This is a genomic window from Neobacillus sp. DY30, assembly GCF_030123065.1.
Lineage (GTDB): Bacteria > Bacillota > Bacilli > Bacillales > Cytobacillaceae > Neobacillus.
Window position 1 is genome coordinate 3,714,424 of record NZ_CP126093.1, and the last position, 16,085, is coordinate 3,730,508.

Here is a 16,085-nt window from a genome sequence, read left to right on the forward strand (position 1 = left end):
TCATAGATTTAACCATACATTCTAAACCCTTTTTTTCCCCTTCTGCTCTCAACTCCTTTCAAATAATTGCCGGAATCTTGTTAATCTAGCAAAATAATATTTTAGAAATCTCGTACTGAAAATCATTGAAGTTAGTTGACTTGAGAATTCTCTGTTTCGCTTCGGGATGTTCCATTAAATGTAAAACTAATCGACTTAACTCCTTGTGTAGAAACAAGTCACCTGCACGTAGGTTAATTAAAAAAAGTATTTGTACTACCTTTCCGTCGTAAGTCGGTGGATTCTTAAATATCACAACACTTATCGAGTCTTGAATAGCAACCATTTTTAATGCATGTGGTACTGCAATCCCATTTTGAAGAATCGTCGATATTTTTTCTTCTCGATCGACAACCAAATCAGGATAGTCAGGTGTTGCAAAACCCAGTTCAACAACTCTTTTTGCTTTTTCTTTAATGAAAGCTTTGTAGTCAAAAGACTCTCTACTATCCTCTATATAAAAAATTTCTGAATGAAACAGAGATAAGAGTGATGGTGTATTATCCTTAACTCTACTCGCTGGGTATCTTGTGAGCGATCGACGCATTCTCTGGATATCCGTTTCAGTTAATATTGGTGCTACTTGAATATACGGAATAGAAATATTGTCAAAGCGAATCGGAATGGAAGAAACTAATAAATCATATTCTTCTAGATGAACCGATTGAAGTTCACTATACAGAACGACGTTAATTGATGCCCCTTGGAAAAGTGTTTCGAGTTTCATTTTAAGTAAATCAGCCGACCCTGCTCCTGATCCGTACGAAAGTAGAATTCTTTTGTAGGAACTTAATTGTTTTTGCTTCTCCCTTTCCATATGGGCTGCAAAATGCATCGTAATGTATCCCATTTCATCACTAGAAAGTTCAAATCCCCATATTTCCTTTATCATTTCAGAAAATTTTAAAGCAATCATAAAAACATCGGAATATCTACTGTAAACATCATCTATTAATGGATTCGTAAGTTTTAAATTGAAATATATCCTTCTTAACAAAGGATACATATGCATCATAAGCATATCCAAAAGTTGCTGATCACCTGTAAACTGTGTCAAGAAAGTTTGATCTAATTTTTCGAAACACTGCTTTAGTTTTTGTTTCAAATCATTCTTTTCCTGCTCCTCAATATCATCCACACTCGATTTACCACTTATATGTGCAGCAAGATAGATAATCTCACTTTCTGGTAGTACGACATGATATAGGTCAGAAAGAACTTCACAAATTTTCTTGGCTATATTCATAAACGATGGCTTGATCAGGGAAACATCAAACTTCTTTTCTTGATTAGGCAGTATAAAATTGTGTTGAGTTACTCGAAACGAGAGTATTTGAATATGTACTAAAATGTTCTCAAGTGCAAAATAACTTAACTTCAAATGATTGTTTTGTACTTCTTCAGTCAAAACAGTTCTAATTTCTTTAAACGGAAACGCTTTCTCGAAATTTAGATAATTAGATTTTTTTAACAATCCTGTTTCTTTTTGAGTTAAGAAATAGGAAAACGCCCTTCTAAAATTTGTTTCGTCACCTAGTAAACGAACACCGTAACGTGATTTAGTTTCTACTTTTAAATCAAAAATCCTAACTTGTTTTTCAACTTCAACCATGTCGCTAAGCACTGTCGATCTGCTTATCATTAAGCTATCAGCGAACATATCAATGGTTTGAAACTGAGTCGTTTGAAGCAGGAGCATAATGATATTGCTTACACGAACACGAGGTAAATCTGGGGCTAAAGATCCCTTAATTTCCTTCAAATACGATTGCACCATTTCTTGATTTACTACATGAAGTAAATATCCTTCACCACGTTTTTTCTGAATAACAAATCCAAATTTTTCTCCAATAACGTTTAATTCTTTCAATTCATTTCGTAATGTCCGATTTGAAATGGCGAATTCTGTTTCAAGTTCTTGTGATGTAAGTGATTTTCCTTTTTGATACAAATATTGCAAAATTAGATCTCTTCGCATACATTACCTCATCACTCTAGATACTCTTCTAGTTGATTTAAGTTTACTTCCCGCCAAATACATTTAACAGTTTGATTTTTTCCAACATATTTAGCAATATGAAACAAACCTGAACGAATCTTAACATAGTTCTACACGTTTAAAAATTAAGTATTTCTTCATACTTGTTAAGTAAAACTTATATATCTCTAATATTTCCCTCTATATCCAGTACATGGCACATTTCCTATAAGCAAAAAAAACGTTCCCATGACCTGGGAACGCTTTTCTCATTATACTCCTATCCACATTTCTAGTGACTGATCAGGATAGATTAAACACCATAATACTTTGCAAATAGTTCTTTATTCCATTCATCTCCGCCATCAACATTAGAACTCTTAAACACTGGCGGTTTCAGTCCATCTTGGTGGTATTTTTTTGCTAACAAAATAGAAATGGTTTGAGCAACAAAAGCTCCCGCAATAGTAGAAGTTGCCCCCATACCTGTTTTTGCTTCTTCTACATAAAAAGCAGCATCCCCAGGTCCAGTACAACTATCAATAACTACATCACTAAAGTCACAAAGATATTTTCCGCTACTGTGTCTTGATTTTGTGCCTGCAGGATGATTCGGATTTGTAAAAGCAATAACCTTTGTACCACATTCCTGTGCCATTTTTGCAAGTTCAACAGTCATTCCATTTCTTCCTGAATTGGAAGCAATGACAAGTACATCCTTTGAGTTGATTTTATATAAATCAAAGATAACTTTTGCATAGGCTTCTAAGCGTTCAATCACAGTACTTTTTAACGGATGATCATGTAAAAAAAACTCATTCGGCAAAATAGGCGAGACTTGTGCAAATCCCCCCGCTCTTACGTAAAATTCTTCTGCAAACATATGGGAGTGGCCTGAACCTGTAACTAGGAAGCGACCTCCATTTTGAAGTACTTCAAAAATGCATGTGGCCGCTTCATCCATTTTATCAATCTGTGTCGTATACAGTTTTTTGAGATTTTTTGTCACATATTGGTAATAATTCTCCATGATGAGTATTCCCCTTTTATTGATTTGTTACCACCCGTACTTGTTTTCGCTCCATTTTTTTATAATTAGATCTTGTTTAACGAAAACAAGACTATTTTTTTCGATATCTTTATCTATGATTGCACCAGCTCCAAGAACACTATAAGAACCTATTTTACAACCAGGCATAATAATCGTATTCACGCCCGTTCTGCAATAGTCGCCAAGATAAGCAGCATTTGAAAAATGTAACGGTACTTCTTTTCTTCCATTTACTACGTGCTCAGTTTCGCCGTCATCAAAGCGTAATGTTCCGCAAACGGTTGCTGCTCCGATATCCGTATGACTGCCAATTGCACCATAAAACTCGCCATAGTGGTAAAGATATACCTTATCCATCACCATTCCACCAAGGAACTCTGCACAATGGTCGAATATACAATTCGATCCTATCGATACTCCATCGTAAATGATGCAGTAATTACTAATTTTTGTATGATCACCAATCACAGCATTGCCATTAAAAATAGCTCCATTATCAATGATTGTATTGTCGCCCACAAGCAGGTTACCGTGAATGACAACTCGATCACCAATGGAGGAGTTCTTGCCTAGTTTTACATGGCCATGAATGGTTGCATTTGCTGAAATCGTCGCACCTTCCGCAAGTTGGTTCTCTTGTAGTGCATTACAAAAATGATCCACCATAAATTGGTTCGCTTCTAACATATGCCAAGGCTTGTCAATATCAAAGAAATATCCACTACATTCGATAGCTTTCAATTTTACTTTATCAAGCGATTTCAGAAGTCCAGCTTCAATAAATCTCTCTTTGGGAACACCTACACCTACTTTTACATCTGGAAAATAATCTGGAGTTCTTTTCACATAATCTAAAAGGGTATCGTCAAAGTGAAATCCTGCAAATTGATGGGTTATGCTGTTCCCACGATAGTGGGCACCAATCGATTGAATAAACCCATTCTTAATACTCGCACCAATCCAGTTTCTTGAGGATTCCTCCAAATTTTTCAACAACACAGCAGGTTTTATAGAATTCACTAAGTTCTCTAAATCCTTTTGTTCAACTATGGTATCCCCATAGAGAACGATAAAGTCTTTCGTATCAGAGAGTTTCTCAGCTCCTTTTACCAGACTTTCTGCGCTTCCTAAATTTGTCTGATCACTTACAAATTTAACGTTTTCTATATCTGATAAAAGATTTTCTATTTCTCTTTGATGTTCCTCATTAACGACAACAACAATTTCTTTTATTCCCATTGCCACAATGGATTCAATGTTAAAGCGGATTAATGACTTCCCTGCGATTTTTATTGTTGTTTTGGAGCGAACTGCATTGAAAGGAAACATTTTATTACCTTTGCCTGCCGCAAGAATAATGGCGCTTTTCACCATTCCACCACCTCTGGTTTCAGTCACGTTTTATAAATTTTGTTTTTTAAACACATCAAATAACAGTCTAAAATCATTTATCTACTATAAAATTTTTTACTTATATTCTACTAATCGAAATTTATTTCTGCCTGCTAAAAGATAAGGCAATAAATCTTTTGCAAAAGGATGAACAAATCCAATGACATTGTGCTCAACCGATTGTCCTAAATCTTTCAATGAGATTTGTAATTCCCCTTCATATTGCGCACTTCTATTATTTAAAACAGAAATTGTAAACTTTCCTCTTGGTGCACAGTAGCATGGAGTCACTTCCATTCCTCTCGTATCCGTCGCCCGAATTAGGTTGGCAGGTTGATCAACTCTTGAAAGCAGGATGGACTCTTGTATTTTTATTTTTGTATTTTGAGGAACAAACGGATTAAATACAACTGGAATCTCTATATAATCTTGTTTGTAACATCTTGCCATTTCGGTAAGCTCTGAAAGATCCGCAAACGAGTCACCAATTAGCACATCATCAAAACCATTTGCAAATAACTCTAACATAGAAATATGACAAGGCAAAAAGCGGTGTTTTTCAATCGTACAAACCCCATGACCTAAGTGGTGCAAATCTTTAGGCGAAAGTTGCGATGCAACAAACCCACCGACCGGCACACCGAATGAGGCAAACAAGTCGTTAATTGGACGAATGTCCTCAAGAGACAATGCTGTATCTGGCAGCGGGAAAAAATTGTGGCAGGCAGTTAGTTGACCAATATTTCCTTCTTTTTCTATCTTTTCTAAAAATGCACGACATTCACGTAAAGCATTTCCATTCTGATTATCAGAAGAAGACATTGAGGCATTTACTTCTATTTGTATCCCTTGCTGATTTTTTGAAAGAAGTGCAATTTCTTCGCTCGTAAAACCTCCATCAATGCGGAGTTTAGTGATGCCCATCTTTTGTAATGCTGTAAGGTCGGTCAATGTACAACCCAACTCGTTGAAAACTTCATCATTCATATCTGCTGATACATTCATACCAAGTTCTTTACAGTAACTCAGTAGGTCATTCCAAGTGTTCGCATTTACATCCTCGGCACCTTCAAAACCATGATTATTTAAAATCAGTGAAACAAATACTTTTTTAAAACCCAATGAATGGGCCTTTTCCAAGTAATCTTTGATTTGATCTAAAGGATAAAAGTTTGGATAGGCACTAATTCCTATTTCACGCATTTTACGTCACATTCCTTACTATTCATAATTTGTATTTTCTTGTAGCCGCGCACCAATAATGATGGCACCGAATACAGGATCATAAAGTGGTGTAGAAATCTCTACTTGTGGTAAAACCACACTTAACATCTCTTTTAACTTACCGAAATAATCTGTTGATTTCGTCAACAAACTGCCTGCAACAGAGAGACGGAATTTTCCTGACCCCATTTGCCGACTGATTCCAACGACTAAACGAACTAATTTCTCTAGTTCTGCTTCTACTATTGTCCGAGCAGCTTCGTCTCCTTTTACCCATGCTTCTAGAATAATCGGTGTACAGGAAGCTACCTTGTCAACTGGCAGCGTTTCTTCTAAATATAATAAATCAATAAATTCTTCTGGAGAAGTTAACTGAAAGTGAGCCAGCAACTTTTCTGTAAAGGATGTAGGTGCAATAACTTTGTCGTACTCTTGCATAACAGCTGCAATCGCATGTCGACCAATTTGGAAACCGCTTCCTTCATCACTTATCAATCCGCCCCATCCACCAGAGCGAACGATATTACCTTTTGAGTCAATTCCCACAACAATGGAACCTGTTCCAGCAATCATCAAAGCATCTTTTCGATCTCCATTGCCACCAACTAGGGCAATTTCTGCATCATTCACTACTTCTAGTTGGCAATTGAATCCGCTTTCTTTTAATGCAGTCAGATAGATTTCAACATCCTTCGGTCTATCGACACCTGCAGAACCTAGTACGAGAATCGCCTCTTGCAGTTGCTCTTGAAAACAAGAGAATAAAGCTTCATAAATTTCGCGAAACACTGGTCTAAGGCCATCTACGCCGATGTTATTATAATTTGACATCCCAAAATTTTGGTCAAATAGCGTTTCTCCATCTGGTCGTTCTTTGACCATGACTCTCGTTTTCGTTCCTCCGCCGTCCATTCCAATAATCAAACTATTACTCATTATCTGTTCATTCATCCTTTCATTAATCATATATTTCTTTCTAAAAGCACAATCTTGCGCCTGGATTATAGGGTTATAGTAAGATTTAAAACAAAAAAATTAAAATTGTTTGAATCTCAAAAAACACAACTATGTCTAGTTTATATAAGTATACTTACCACCCAATACATTAAACAGTTGGAATTTTTCCAACATATTTAGCAATATGCCATATACCTGCTAGATTTAAGGGATACCATGGGAGATTAGATGACTTTATCGTAAATTTTCGAAAAATAGGAAGAACCATTGGTGTTCTATTGCAAATAATTGCCAGTCATCCTTCAAACAGAACATGAAAAACACACAGCAACCCCTTTATGTTCCAAGGGGTTGCCGTGTGTTTGTAAATACGTATTTACGTTGCTTTCTTAACAGCGACAGTTAATCTTTATTTGTATCGGATTTCAAAGGAGTAATAGATATGTGGGATGTAATCAACGAAATTGTTATCGTGCCAATCTTTGATAAATATGACAATGTTATCACAAAAATCTCTAAAGATCTTGGCCGTGTTGGAATCATTAAAGAAATGTTTACAAAAACCCGTGATTTCAATCCTGGAGCAACACTATTATGAATGACTTTAATACTTCTATTAACTATGAAATCTTAATTGATGGCTGCCTCCAAGCCGGTATTTCCATTGATGCGATTGGCATTCAATCACATCAGCACCAGGGATATTGGGGACGAGAGAAATTAGAAGAAGTATTAGACCGTTTACCCTACTTTGGTCTTCCACTGCACTTTACAGAAAACACATTGACATCCGGACATCTTATGCCGCCTGAGATTGAAGACCTGAATGATTATCAGATTCCAGAATGCCCATCTACACCTGAATTCAAAGAACGACAAGCAAGAGAAGTTGAAGAAATGTATTCGATTCTGTTTAAACATCCTCAGGTGGAAGCCGTTACAACCTGGTCCTTCAGTGATGATGGTGCATGGCTTGGTGCTCCTGCTGGATTTGTCAGAAAAGATAATAGCCCAAAACCATCTTATGAAGTATTAAAGAAACTGATTAAAGGTGACTGGTCTACAAATGTGACATGTAAGACAGATCACAACGGAATCGTTTCATTTGAAGGATTCCTTGGTAATTATGATCTTGTTTGTGGAGATAAGAAAGTAAGCTTTAACTTAGATAAAAATGCTGAAACCGTACAGATTACCATCTAATCGATGTACTTAAAATTGATATAAAAGCTTCCGGCTAATTCTGGCAGGAAGCTTTTTAAGTCTGGGTAGGATATAACATTGATTTTTAACAGTGACGGCACGGATAAAAAATAGAAGCCCTTAATACTTAGACTTCTAATTGTTTGCTGATTCTATTTAATTTTAATTCCTGTTTTGCTTGTTTTTCAGTTATGAAATCAATATCGTATTTAAATGTTCTGAGAATATCATTTTGTACTTCTAATTTTTTTTCCAGTCGGTCAATATCGTTTCTTACCTCTTTTAACTCTGAAAATATACCTTCCAAAAGTTCACGATCGGTCACTATAGCCCTCACCTTTCATTTACTTATAATAAAGTACTTATACAAACAGGTCAGGACGAACTGACCTCTATCTTCAAAATTGAATTTATCGTTTATTCTATCATGCTTATATTATACACCTTGTTTAATGCTAAGAGTTGTATTTTTTGTGAATAATATTTAAAACCTGAAGTAAAGTGCACCTTACTTGCATGAAAAACTAGCTCACGTTATTATTTAAGATTGGTAAGACCGTTTTCAATATCATGTTTTTCTTTTTAAACTCCTAGGAGGAAACGAAATGAATGTCATTGAGGTTCAAAATTTACGGAAAGAATTTAATTCCTATACAAGCCGGCCCGGTTTAGCTGGAGCATTTCGTGATTTATTTACGAGAAATTATAAAGTCCATGCGGCAGTTGATAATATTTCCTTGACGGTTAAACAAGGAGAAATGGTTGGCTATATTGGAGAGAACGGTGCTGGTAAATCAACGACCATTAAAATGTTAACTGGAATATTAACACCTACATCCGGTTCCATTATGGTAAATGGGATGAACCCACATAAGCAGCGGGAAGAATTCGTACGAACGATTGGTGTGGTATTCGGTCAGCGGTCACAGCTATGGTGGGATATCGCGGTTCAAGAATCTTTCCGGTTATTAAAAAAGGTTTACCGTGTTTCGGATCAAGACTATAACCGTCATATGGGCCATGTAATTGAAACCTTAGAAATTGGCCCTTTATTAGACAAACCGGTCCGGAAACTGTCCCTAGGTCAAAGAATGCGCTGTGAATTAGCAGCGGCACTAGTACACAATCCTCCTCTCCTCTTTTTGGATGAGCCCACGATAGGTCTAGATGTATTAGTGAAATTAAAAATCCGTAAGTTCCTGCAAGAAATTAACGAGCAATACAAAACTACCATTCTCTTGACGACACATGACCTAACGGATATTGAAGCCCTTTGTGAACGAGTGGTGTTATTAGATGAAGGAAAAATTATCTATGACGGAAGGCTGAATCAACTTCAGGAACATGCGGTCGAAGGTAAACAAATCGAATTTGAATTTTTGTCAGAAGTTCAGCGCAGCTCCCTTCCTCGTGTTGAAAATATTCAATGGGAACAAAAGGATGCCACCACTTGGCTCGGGTATATCAATGGAGATGAAGAAATGGTCTCTCGATTAATTAGTGATGTCGTCCAAAGAAATCCGATTAAAAATGTTCGAATCAACGAGGTTTCAACCGAAGAGATTGTCCGAAAGATTTACGAAGAAGGTATGGCCCTAACATGAGTATGTATTTAGAAATGATTCGGGTTCGTTTTTTAATGATGCTCGCCTACCGGACAAATTATTATAGCGGGATTTTAATTTATAGTATAAATATTGGAGCCTACTATTTTTTATGGTCTGCGATTTATGGCGGAAAAGAAGAGATTCAAGGATTGTCCGTCGCTCAAATGACAACTTATGTGGCAGTCGCCTGGATGGCACGAGCGTTTTATTATAACAATATTGATCGTGAGATTGCTGCAGAAATTAAGGACGGCAAAGTCGCGATCGAAATGATCCGCCCGTATAACTATTTAGGGATGAAAACCATGCAGGCACTTGGCGAAGGCGTCTTTCGCTTATTATTTTTCTCCGTCCCAGGAATGATTATTGTGGCCTTGATTTTTCCAGTACGCTTTGATGCTAGTATGACAACGTGGATATTTTTCTTTATCTCGCTTATTTTTAGCTTTATTGTCAATACGTATATCAACTTATTAACGGGTATTATGACGTTCTTTCTATTTAATAACACAGGATTAATTCGGGCAAAACGTGTGGTTATCGATTTGTTCTCAGGTTTACTGCTGCCAATCTCGTTTTATCCAGACTGGGCTCAAAACCTGATGTCCTATTTGCCCTTTCAAGCAATCAGCTATGTTCCGAGCATGATCTTTACAGGCGGCTTTGTTAGTCAAGAGATTTACACGGCACTGCTCTCACAAGCATTCTGGGTTGTGATTTTACTAATTCCAATCCGACTGTTATGGTCGCAGGCAAAAAAACACTTAATTGTACAAGGAGGCTGACCAATGTTTTATCTATCATTGTTCTTTCAATACGCCTCTCAATATTTAAAAACACGGCTTACTTATCGTGTGGATACGGTTATTGAAATTTTATCCGACCTATTATTTCAAGCCGTCAATTTAATATTTATTTTAATCGTATTCCGCCATACAGCCTTTTTAGGCGGCTGGAACCGTGATGAAATCATCTTCATATATGGATTTTTTCTTGTACCTTACGCAATATTTTCTTCCTTTTTTAACATCTGGGACTTTAATGATCGCTATATTGTCAAAGGAGAAATGGATCGTATCTTAACACGCCCGGTTCATAGTCTCTTCCAAATCATATTGGAACGAATCGAGCTGGAATCATTATTCGGGGCCGTTACTGGCTTATTAGTTATGGGTTATGCCATTATGAACCTAGGATTAACCTTTGAGTGGTATGATGTTTTGATCTTCATTGTCATGGTCCTTGGCGGTGCTTTTATTTATGCGGGGATTTTTATTTCGATTGCTACGATTGGATTTTGGTCAGACAGCCGGACCGATATAATGCCTATGATGTATAACATCAGCAATTACGGTCGCTACCCCATTAACATTTACAACAAGGTGATTCAATTTGTTTTAACCTGGATTTTACCTTTCGCATTTGTCGGTGTGTATCCAGCTTCCTATTTCTTAAATCGTGAAGCATGGTATGGTTACGCCTTTTTTACACCGGTGATGGGGATCCTTTTCTTTGGGCTTGCAATTCTTTTGTGGAATGCGGGAGTTAAGAAATATCGTGGTGCAGGAAATTAATATTGAATTAATAAAAATGAAGAAAGTCTCCACCTAGTCCTAATAGACAAAAAGAAGCCCAAGAAACCTCAACCGGTTTTCTAGGGCTATCTTTTTGTCGTCAAAAATTCGTTTATAAACTACTTACATTGTGCTGGTGTCAATCACGAATCGATACTTCACATCAGAAGCTAGTACTCGTTGGTAGGCTTCGTCAATTTGGTCAGCTGAAATAACTTCAATTTTAGGGGCAATGTTGTGTTCTGCACAGAAGTTCAACATCTCCTGAGTTTCACGGATGCCACCAATCATTGAACCTGCAAATGAACGGCGATGACCGATAAGTGAGAATACGTTAACGGCCAACGGCTCAGCTGGTGCACCGACGTTAACCAGCGTACCATCCAGTGCCAGTAACGAAAGGTAGGCACTAATATCGATCTTAGCGCTAACTGTATTAATAATCAGGTCGAAGGATCCAGCCAGTTTGGTAAACGTCCCCGGATCGCTAGTAGCATAGTAGTTGTCAGCACCGAATGCCAAGCCATCTTCCTTTTTCTTTAATGTCTGTGACAGAACGGTAACCTCCGCTCCCATAGCATGTGCAATTTTGACTGCCATGTGTCCAAGTCCGCCCATACCAACAACCGCTACTTTCTTACCTGGACCAGCCTTCCAATGTTTTAATGGGGAATATGTCGTAATACCTGCGCAAAGTAATGGCGCTGCCGCATCAAGCTCAATGCTGTCAGGAATTCTGACTACAAAGTTTTCAGTAACGACAATGTGGCTTGAATAACCACCTTGAGTTGGCTCGCCGTATTTGTCAACACCAGCGTAGGTAGGAATATTTCCGTTGAGACAGTATTGTTCCTCTCCTTTACGGCAATTCTCACATTCACCACAGGAGTCAACCATACATCCAACTCCTACCCGATCACCGATCTTGTACTTTGTGACCTCGGCTCCTACTTCGGTGACAATTCCCGCAATCTCATGTCCAGGTACAAGTGGATAATTCACTGGTCCCCATTCGCCATGAGCAGTATGAATGTCAGAATGGCATATGCCTGCAAATTTAATTTCAATCAGAACATCGTGTGAATCTAGGTCTCGTCTTTTAATTTCAGCTACTCGGAACGGTTTGTCTGGTCCGTCTACTGCTCGTGCTTTAGCAGTTATCATAAATAAAACCTCCGTGTCATCTTATTTTTCAAGGGAAGCGCTTTGGGCTAGGTAAACATGTATTAATCAGGTCCATATTCCCTTTCTTTCATTTCTACCCTGCTTAACTTCTCTTGCACCCACAATACTAAACCTTCGAGTTAACTCTAGGTCAATACAAATTTTCAAATTTTTTTTTTTACTTTTGGTTACATGTTATAGAACTTTTGACATTTTGCATACTTCATGTTAAATTTCCTACATTCATAGAGTTAACTCGAAATCTAGTTCTTTAAGAAGAGGAGAAAAGTGATGAAGACATACACGATTAGCGAAGTTGCCAATAAATTGAATTTAACTGTTTATACCTTGCGTTACTACGATAAGGAGGGACTATTGCCCTTTGTAGAACGGACAACCAACGGAACACGGAGATTTAAAGAGTCTGATATCAATGCGTTAAAAGTAATTGAATGTCTGAAAACCACTGGGATGCCAATTAAGGATATAAAAAATTTCATAGATTGGTGTTCTGATGGGGATTCTACGTTACAACAAAGATATGACATGTTTATGGATCGAAAAGAGATTGTAGAAGCACAGATAGAAGAACTAAAAAAAACATTGGAAGTTATAGAGCATAAATGCATCTATTATAGGACTGCATTGGAGGCTGGAACAGAAGAAATTCATAAAAACGATAAAATTGCAATAAATCACTAAATAGCTCGGAAAGATTAGCAAAGCCTTTGAATCGTCGATACATTAGAGGAGGCGAACTCTGCATGATTTACACATAAGGGGTGGGAATGGTCTGATACCATCCCCTCTTTTCATTATATTGTAGTTCTCAATCTACAATTTTCCTTCTCCCACCAACTACATAAGAATCATATTTTCGTTTTTCCTTATCTTACATTAATGATTTTTCCCCTTAACCAGTTTTAGTGTCGCGACAATAAGAAAGCTAACAATTACTAATAAAAGCCAAGAACTCACCTTACCTAAGTGAACCAAACTCCATGCTTCTGTTTGGTTTGGATATTCCCAAGCGCCAAAAAACGTTGCGATATTTTCAGCTAGCCAGATAAAAAATCCGATAAGTACAAATGAAAGTGCGAGTGGCATACGGTAACGAGTTCCATTAACGTCGTATGTTACCCATGATTGCCAAAAAACGATTATGACAAGTGCTGATAACCACCAACGTATGTCAATCCAATAATGGTGGGTGAAAAAATTTAAATAAATTGCAAGAGCTAGTGGCACAACTACCAAGAATGGCGGCCACTTTACCAGTTCAACCTTCAGCCTCCTCCACGCCTGACAAAGATAACTTGCGACACTTGCATACATGAACCCACTATACAAAGGCACTCCGTAAATTTTGAAATACCCTTCCTCTGGATAAGTCCAAGAGCCCATATGTGTCTTGAAAAGTTCAAGCGCAAGTCCAATAAGATGGAACAATGTAATAACTTTTAGTTCATCTCGCGTTTCAAGCCCAGAACGCACCATCCACCACTGCATTAAAAGGCAGATAATGAGCAGCCAATCATACCGGGGCAGGAAAGGAAGCGGTATAATTTGCGTTATAGCCAAAGAGGCAAAAATAACGACAGGAAACACACAAGAGAGTGCCTGCTCCCAACCGAAACGAACCAGTTGTTTTAATGCTCTCATGGATTTTTCCTCCAAGGTTTTATAAGAATCTTATGGGGTTTCCTCATCGCTTCGGTATTCTAAAATATCTCCCGGCTGGCAATCTAAAGCCTTACAAATTGCCTCTAACGTTGCAAATCGTACCGCTTTTGCCTTTCCATTTTTCAATATAGAAAGGTTCGCCATCGTAATTCCAACCTTTTCCGAAAGTTCCGTTACGCTCATTTTCCTTTTTGCCAGCATTACATCAATATTGATTATAATCGCCATCGTTATCACCTCAGACTGTTAAGTCATTTTCAGATTTTATATCAATCGCTTCTTTTAGAAGTCTTTGAAGAACAGCAGCAAAGACGGCGATTACCATTGAAGCAAAAACGGGAACCATTCCGATTATGATAAGACCAGGTGCGTCGTCGAGCTCTGCTACGAGAAAAACAAATGGCAATATAATTACATACAAAACACTGATTGTGATTGCACAGATTTTGATATTCTTAAGAGCTTTAACGGACAAATCAGAGAAAGCTTGGTTTTTGTCAATATAGCTTAAAAGTTTAAAAGCCTGAACCAATGCTCCGAAAAATGGTATGGCCGATACATACATACCGATTACGATTGGATATAGGATATGAGCATAATCTGAATTTACTGGATTTTTCGGTAACCATGTTAAACCGAAGATACCTAAAGCAAGAACTGGAGTCCCAATAAGAAAAACAGCCATTCTCAAAAACAATGTTGACCCTATTTTCATAAAAAGCACCTCACTAATTTATTTTCTATTTGATATTAGCACGCGATTTATTGTTTTACAATAAATAATTATCATTTTTTATTATTTTATTATCGTTAATACCATAAAAAAAGCATTTCCTATGACAAAGAAATGCTCTTTAACTGTAACTATTCAATTTATAATAGTTTAAATACCCTGTCTTCCGTCTCTTTACATGCTGTCCTTCTGATTATCCCTTATATGCTTCCTGTAATTCTGCAAGATCAAATTTCTTCATTTTAAGAAATGCTTTCGTTAGACGCTCCAGTTGCTCCTGTGTCCCCTTGCTCATCATCTCGTCCATCTCACTTGGCACAATCTGCCATGATACACCAAACTTATCTTTCAGCCAGCCGCATTGCTCTGCTTCAGGAACTGCAGAAAGCCTTTCCCAGTAGTAATCAATCTCTTCTTGTGTGTCGCAGTACACCATAAATGAGATTGCCTCGTTAAAATTAAATTGATGCTTGTGCGCACTATCCATCGCGGCAAACCACTGATTTTCTAAGCTAAAATCAGCGAACATCACTGTTCCTTCTTTATCAGGTTCCATGCCATTAGGGTAACGGACGATATGTCCCAGCCTTGCGTTCTTAAATACTGATAAATAAAAATTAATAGCCTCATCTGTTTTGCCGCATTGATCTCCCACGAACAATAGTGAAGGAACGATTGTAGGTCGTTCTTCACCTACTGGATTGGTAAGCATTAATTGCCAGGTTAAACCATACTTATCCTGAAACCAGCCATACCTCTCACTGAACGGATACTGACCAAGGGGCATTAAAATAGTGCCACCTTCGGATAATTTGTTCCAAACCTCATTTATTTTATCACTTGCGTCATTTTCACGCGAAGGGTCAAAATTTACGATAAAGGACACGGAAGGATTGATTTTGAAAAAAGGCCCTGCACTGATTGCCATGAACTTTTGCCCCCAAAGCTCAAAAGAGACGATATCGGAGTCGCCTGATGGTGTGTTATGGAGTGTTGTTATATCTGTAATTTTTGAGTCCGGGAATATGGATGTATAAAACTCGGCTGCTTCTTTTGCTTCCTTGTCATACCATAAATGCGGAACAATTACTTGATTTATTAATGACATCGTTATTCCTCCTAGTTTTTTAATAATTTTTAGGCAATATGATTATAATCAAGATACAAGAATAAGTTATCATTCAAATATATTTTACCATTTCATTTTGTTATAAAATTTCATCGTTTGCAAATAATGCGATTAACTCTCTTATTGAAGTATTTGCCCGTTCCCGGAAAAATAAAATGAATTACTCTATTAAAAAAGCACAAAAAAAGCCATCATTAAATGTTGACTAGTTTCATTGAAAGTATATTTTGAATACCTAGGAAAGAAGAATTAACCTCACCTTGTAGTGGAATAATATAAAAGGAATTGCTTTCACAATCCCTTTCTTTAATACTCCTTATTACCCCGAAATATCATATTTTTATTATTAAT

The 16,085-nt window shown here is 37.3% G+C and carries 17 protein-coding genes; 6 read left to right on the top strand and 11 right to left on the bottom strand.

Annotated features, from left to right (window positions below; genetic code table 11):
- Positions 1–85 precede the first annotated feature (85 nt).
- The 5 genes from QNH29_RS17945 to QNH29_RS17965 all read right to left on the bottom strand — a co-directional run bounded on the left by QNH29_RS17945 (position 86) and on the right by QNH29_RS17965 (position 6,620).
- Complete coding sequence (locus tag QNH29_RS17945; RefSeq protein ID WP_283860738.1) at positions 86–2,017, bottom strand: BglG family transcription antiterminator; 1,932 nt, start codon at positions 2,015–2,017, stop codon at positions 86–88.
- 313 nt (positions 2,018–2,330) lie between these two features.
- Positions 2,331–3,047, bottom strand: coding sequence for an SIS domain-containing protein (locus QNH29_RS17950; protein ID WP_283860739.1), 717 nt, complete (start codon positions 3,045–3,047; stop codon positions 2,331–2,333).
- A gap of 27 nt (positions 3,048–3,074) precedes the next feature.
- The gene (locus QNH29_RS17955; protein ID WP_283860740.1) at positions 3,075–4,466 is read right to left on the bottom strand and encodes a nucleotidyltransferase family protein; all 1,392 of its coding nucleotides are present in this window, start codon (positions 4,464–4,466) and stop codon (positions 3,075–3,077) included.
- A gap of 69 nt (positions 4,467–4,535) precedes the next feature.
- Positions 4,536–5,663, bottom strand: coding sequence for a MupG family TIM beta-alpha barrel fold protein (locus tag QNH29_RS17960; protein WP_283860741.1), 1,128 nt, complete (start codon positions 5,661–5,663; stop codon positions 4,536–4,538).
- Between the two features lie 18 nt (positions 5,664–5,681).
- On the bottom strand, positions 5,682–6,620 hold the full coding sequence (locus tag QNH29_RS17965; RefSeq protein WP_283860742.1) for an N-acetylglucosamine kinase: 939 nt from the start codon (positions 6,618–6,620) through the stop codon (positions 5,682–5,684).
- A gap of 463 nt (positions 6,621–7,083) precedes the next feature.
- On the opposite strand from QNH29_RS17965, the gene QNH29_RS17970 reads away from it, so the two are divergent.
- Together QNH29_RS17970 and QNH29_RS17975 are read left to right on the top strand one after the other, a co-directional pair.
- A complete protein-coding gene (locus tag QNH29_RS17970; RefSeq protein ID WP_283860743.1) occupies positions 7,084–7,239 on the top strand; it encodes a hypothetical protein in 156 nt (51 codons plus the stop codon).
- Positions 7,236–7,844 carry an endo-1,4-beta-xylanase gene (locus tag QNH29_RS17975; RefSeq protein ID WP_283860744.1) on the top strand — a complete coding sequence of 203 codons (609 nt, stop codon included), beginning with the start codon at positions 7,236–7,238 and terminating at the stop codon, positions 7,842–7,844. Before QNH29_RS17970 ends, QNH29_RS17975 begins: the two co-directional genes overlap by 4 nt.
- 127 nt (positions 7,845–7,971) lie before the next feature.
- On the opposite strand, the gene QNH29_RS17980 is transcribed toward QNH29_RS17975, so the two are convergent.
- A complete protein-coding gene (locus QNH29_RS17980) occupies positions 7,972–8,169 on the bottom strand; it encodes a hypothetical protein (protein WP_283860745.1) in 198 nt (65 codons plus the stop codon).
- A 280-nt stretch (positions 8,170–8,449) separates the two neighbouring features.
- Here QNH29_RS17980 and QNH29_RS17985 point away from each other — a divergent pair, with 280 nt between their 5' ends.
- Genes QNH29_RS17985 through QNH29_RS17995 form a run of 3 tightly spaced genes read left to right on the top strand, consistent with a single transcriptional unit; the run spans position 8,450 to position 11,025 of the window.
- The gene (locus QNH29_RS17985) at positions 8,450–9,448 is read left to right on the top strand and encodes an ABC transporter ATP-binding protein (protein WP_283860746.1); all 999 of its coding nucleotides are present in this window, start codon (positions 8,450–8,452) and stop codon (positions 9,446–9,448) included.
- A complete protein-coding gene (locus QNH29_RS17990; protein WP_283860747.1) occupies positions 9,445–10,236 on the top strand; it encodes an ABC transporter permease in 792 nt (263 codons plus the stop codon). The genes QNH29_RS17985 and QNH29_RS17990 overlap by 4 nt, the downstream gene beginning before the upstream one ends.
- A 3-nt stretch (positions 10,237–10,239) precedes the next feature.
- Positions 10,240–11,025 carry an ABC transporter permease gene (locus QNH29_RS17995; RefSeq protein ID WP_283860748.1) on the top strand — a complete coding sequence of 262 codons (786 nt, stop codon included), beginning with the start codon at positions 10,240–10,242 and terminating at the stop codon, positions 11,023–11,025.
- A 123-nt stretch (positions 11,026–11,148) separates the two neighbouring features.
- On the opposite strand, the gene QNH29_RS18000 is transcribed toward QNH29_RS17995, so the two are convergent.
- The gene (locus QNH29_RS18000; RefSeq protein WP_283860749.1) at positions 11,149–12,189 is read right to left on the bottom strand and encodes an NAD(P)-dependent alcohol dehydrogenase; all 1,041 of its coding nucleotides are present in this window, start codon (positions 12,187–12,189) and stop codon (positions 11,149–11,151) included.
- Between the two features lie 291 nt (positions 12,190–12,480).
- On the opposite strand from QNH29_RS18000, the gene QNH29_RS18005 reads away from it, so the two are divergent.
- Entirely contained in the window at positions 12,481–12,891 is a 411-nt protein-coding gene (locus QNH29_RS18005; RefSeq protein ID WP_283860750.1) for a MerR family transcriptional regulator, read from the top strand.
- Between the two features lie 195 nt (positions 12,892–13,086).
- Here QNH29_RS18005 and QNH29_RS18010 read toward each other — a convergent pair whose 3' ends face one another.
- The 4 genes from QNH29_RS18010 to QNH29_RS18025 form a co-directional block, all read right to left on the bottom strand.
- Positions 13,087–13,851, bottom strand: a complete 765-nt coding sequence (locus QNH29_RS18010) for a DUF817 domain-containing protein (RefSeq protein ID WP_283860751.1) — start codon at positions 13,849–13,851, stop codon at positions 13,087–13,089.
- Between the two features lie 30 nt (positions 13,852–13,881).
- Positions 13,882–14,100 (bottom strand): helix-turn-helix domain-containing protein, encoded by a 219-nt coding sequence (locus tag QNH29_RS18015; RefSeq protein ID WP_283860752.1) that lies wholly within the window; start codon positions 14,098–14,100, stop codon positions 13,882–13,884.
- 10 nt (positions 14,101–14,110) lie between these two features.
- A complete protein-coding gene (locus QNH29_RS18020; RefSeq protein ID WP_283860753.1) occupies positions 14,111–14,587 on the bottom strand; it encodes a DUF2975 domain-containing protein in 477 nt (158 codons plus the stop codon).
- Positions 14,588–14,798: 211 nt separating this feature from the next.
- Positions 14,799–15,713: a VOC family protein gene (locus QNH29_RS18025; RefSeq protein ID WP_283860754.1), complete on the bottom strand. Its 915-nt coding sequence runs from the start codon at positions 15,711–15,713 to the stop codon at positions 14,799–14,801.
- Positions 15,714–16,085 lie beyond the last annotated feature (372 nt).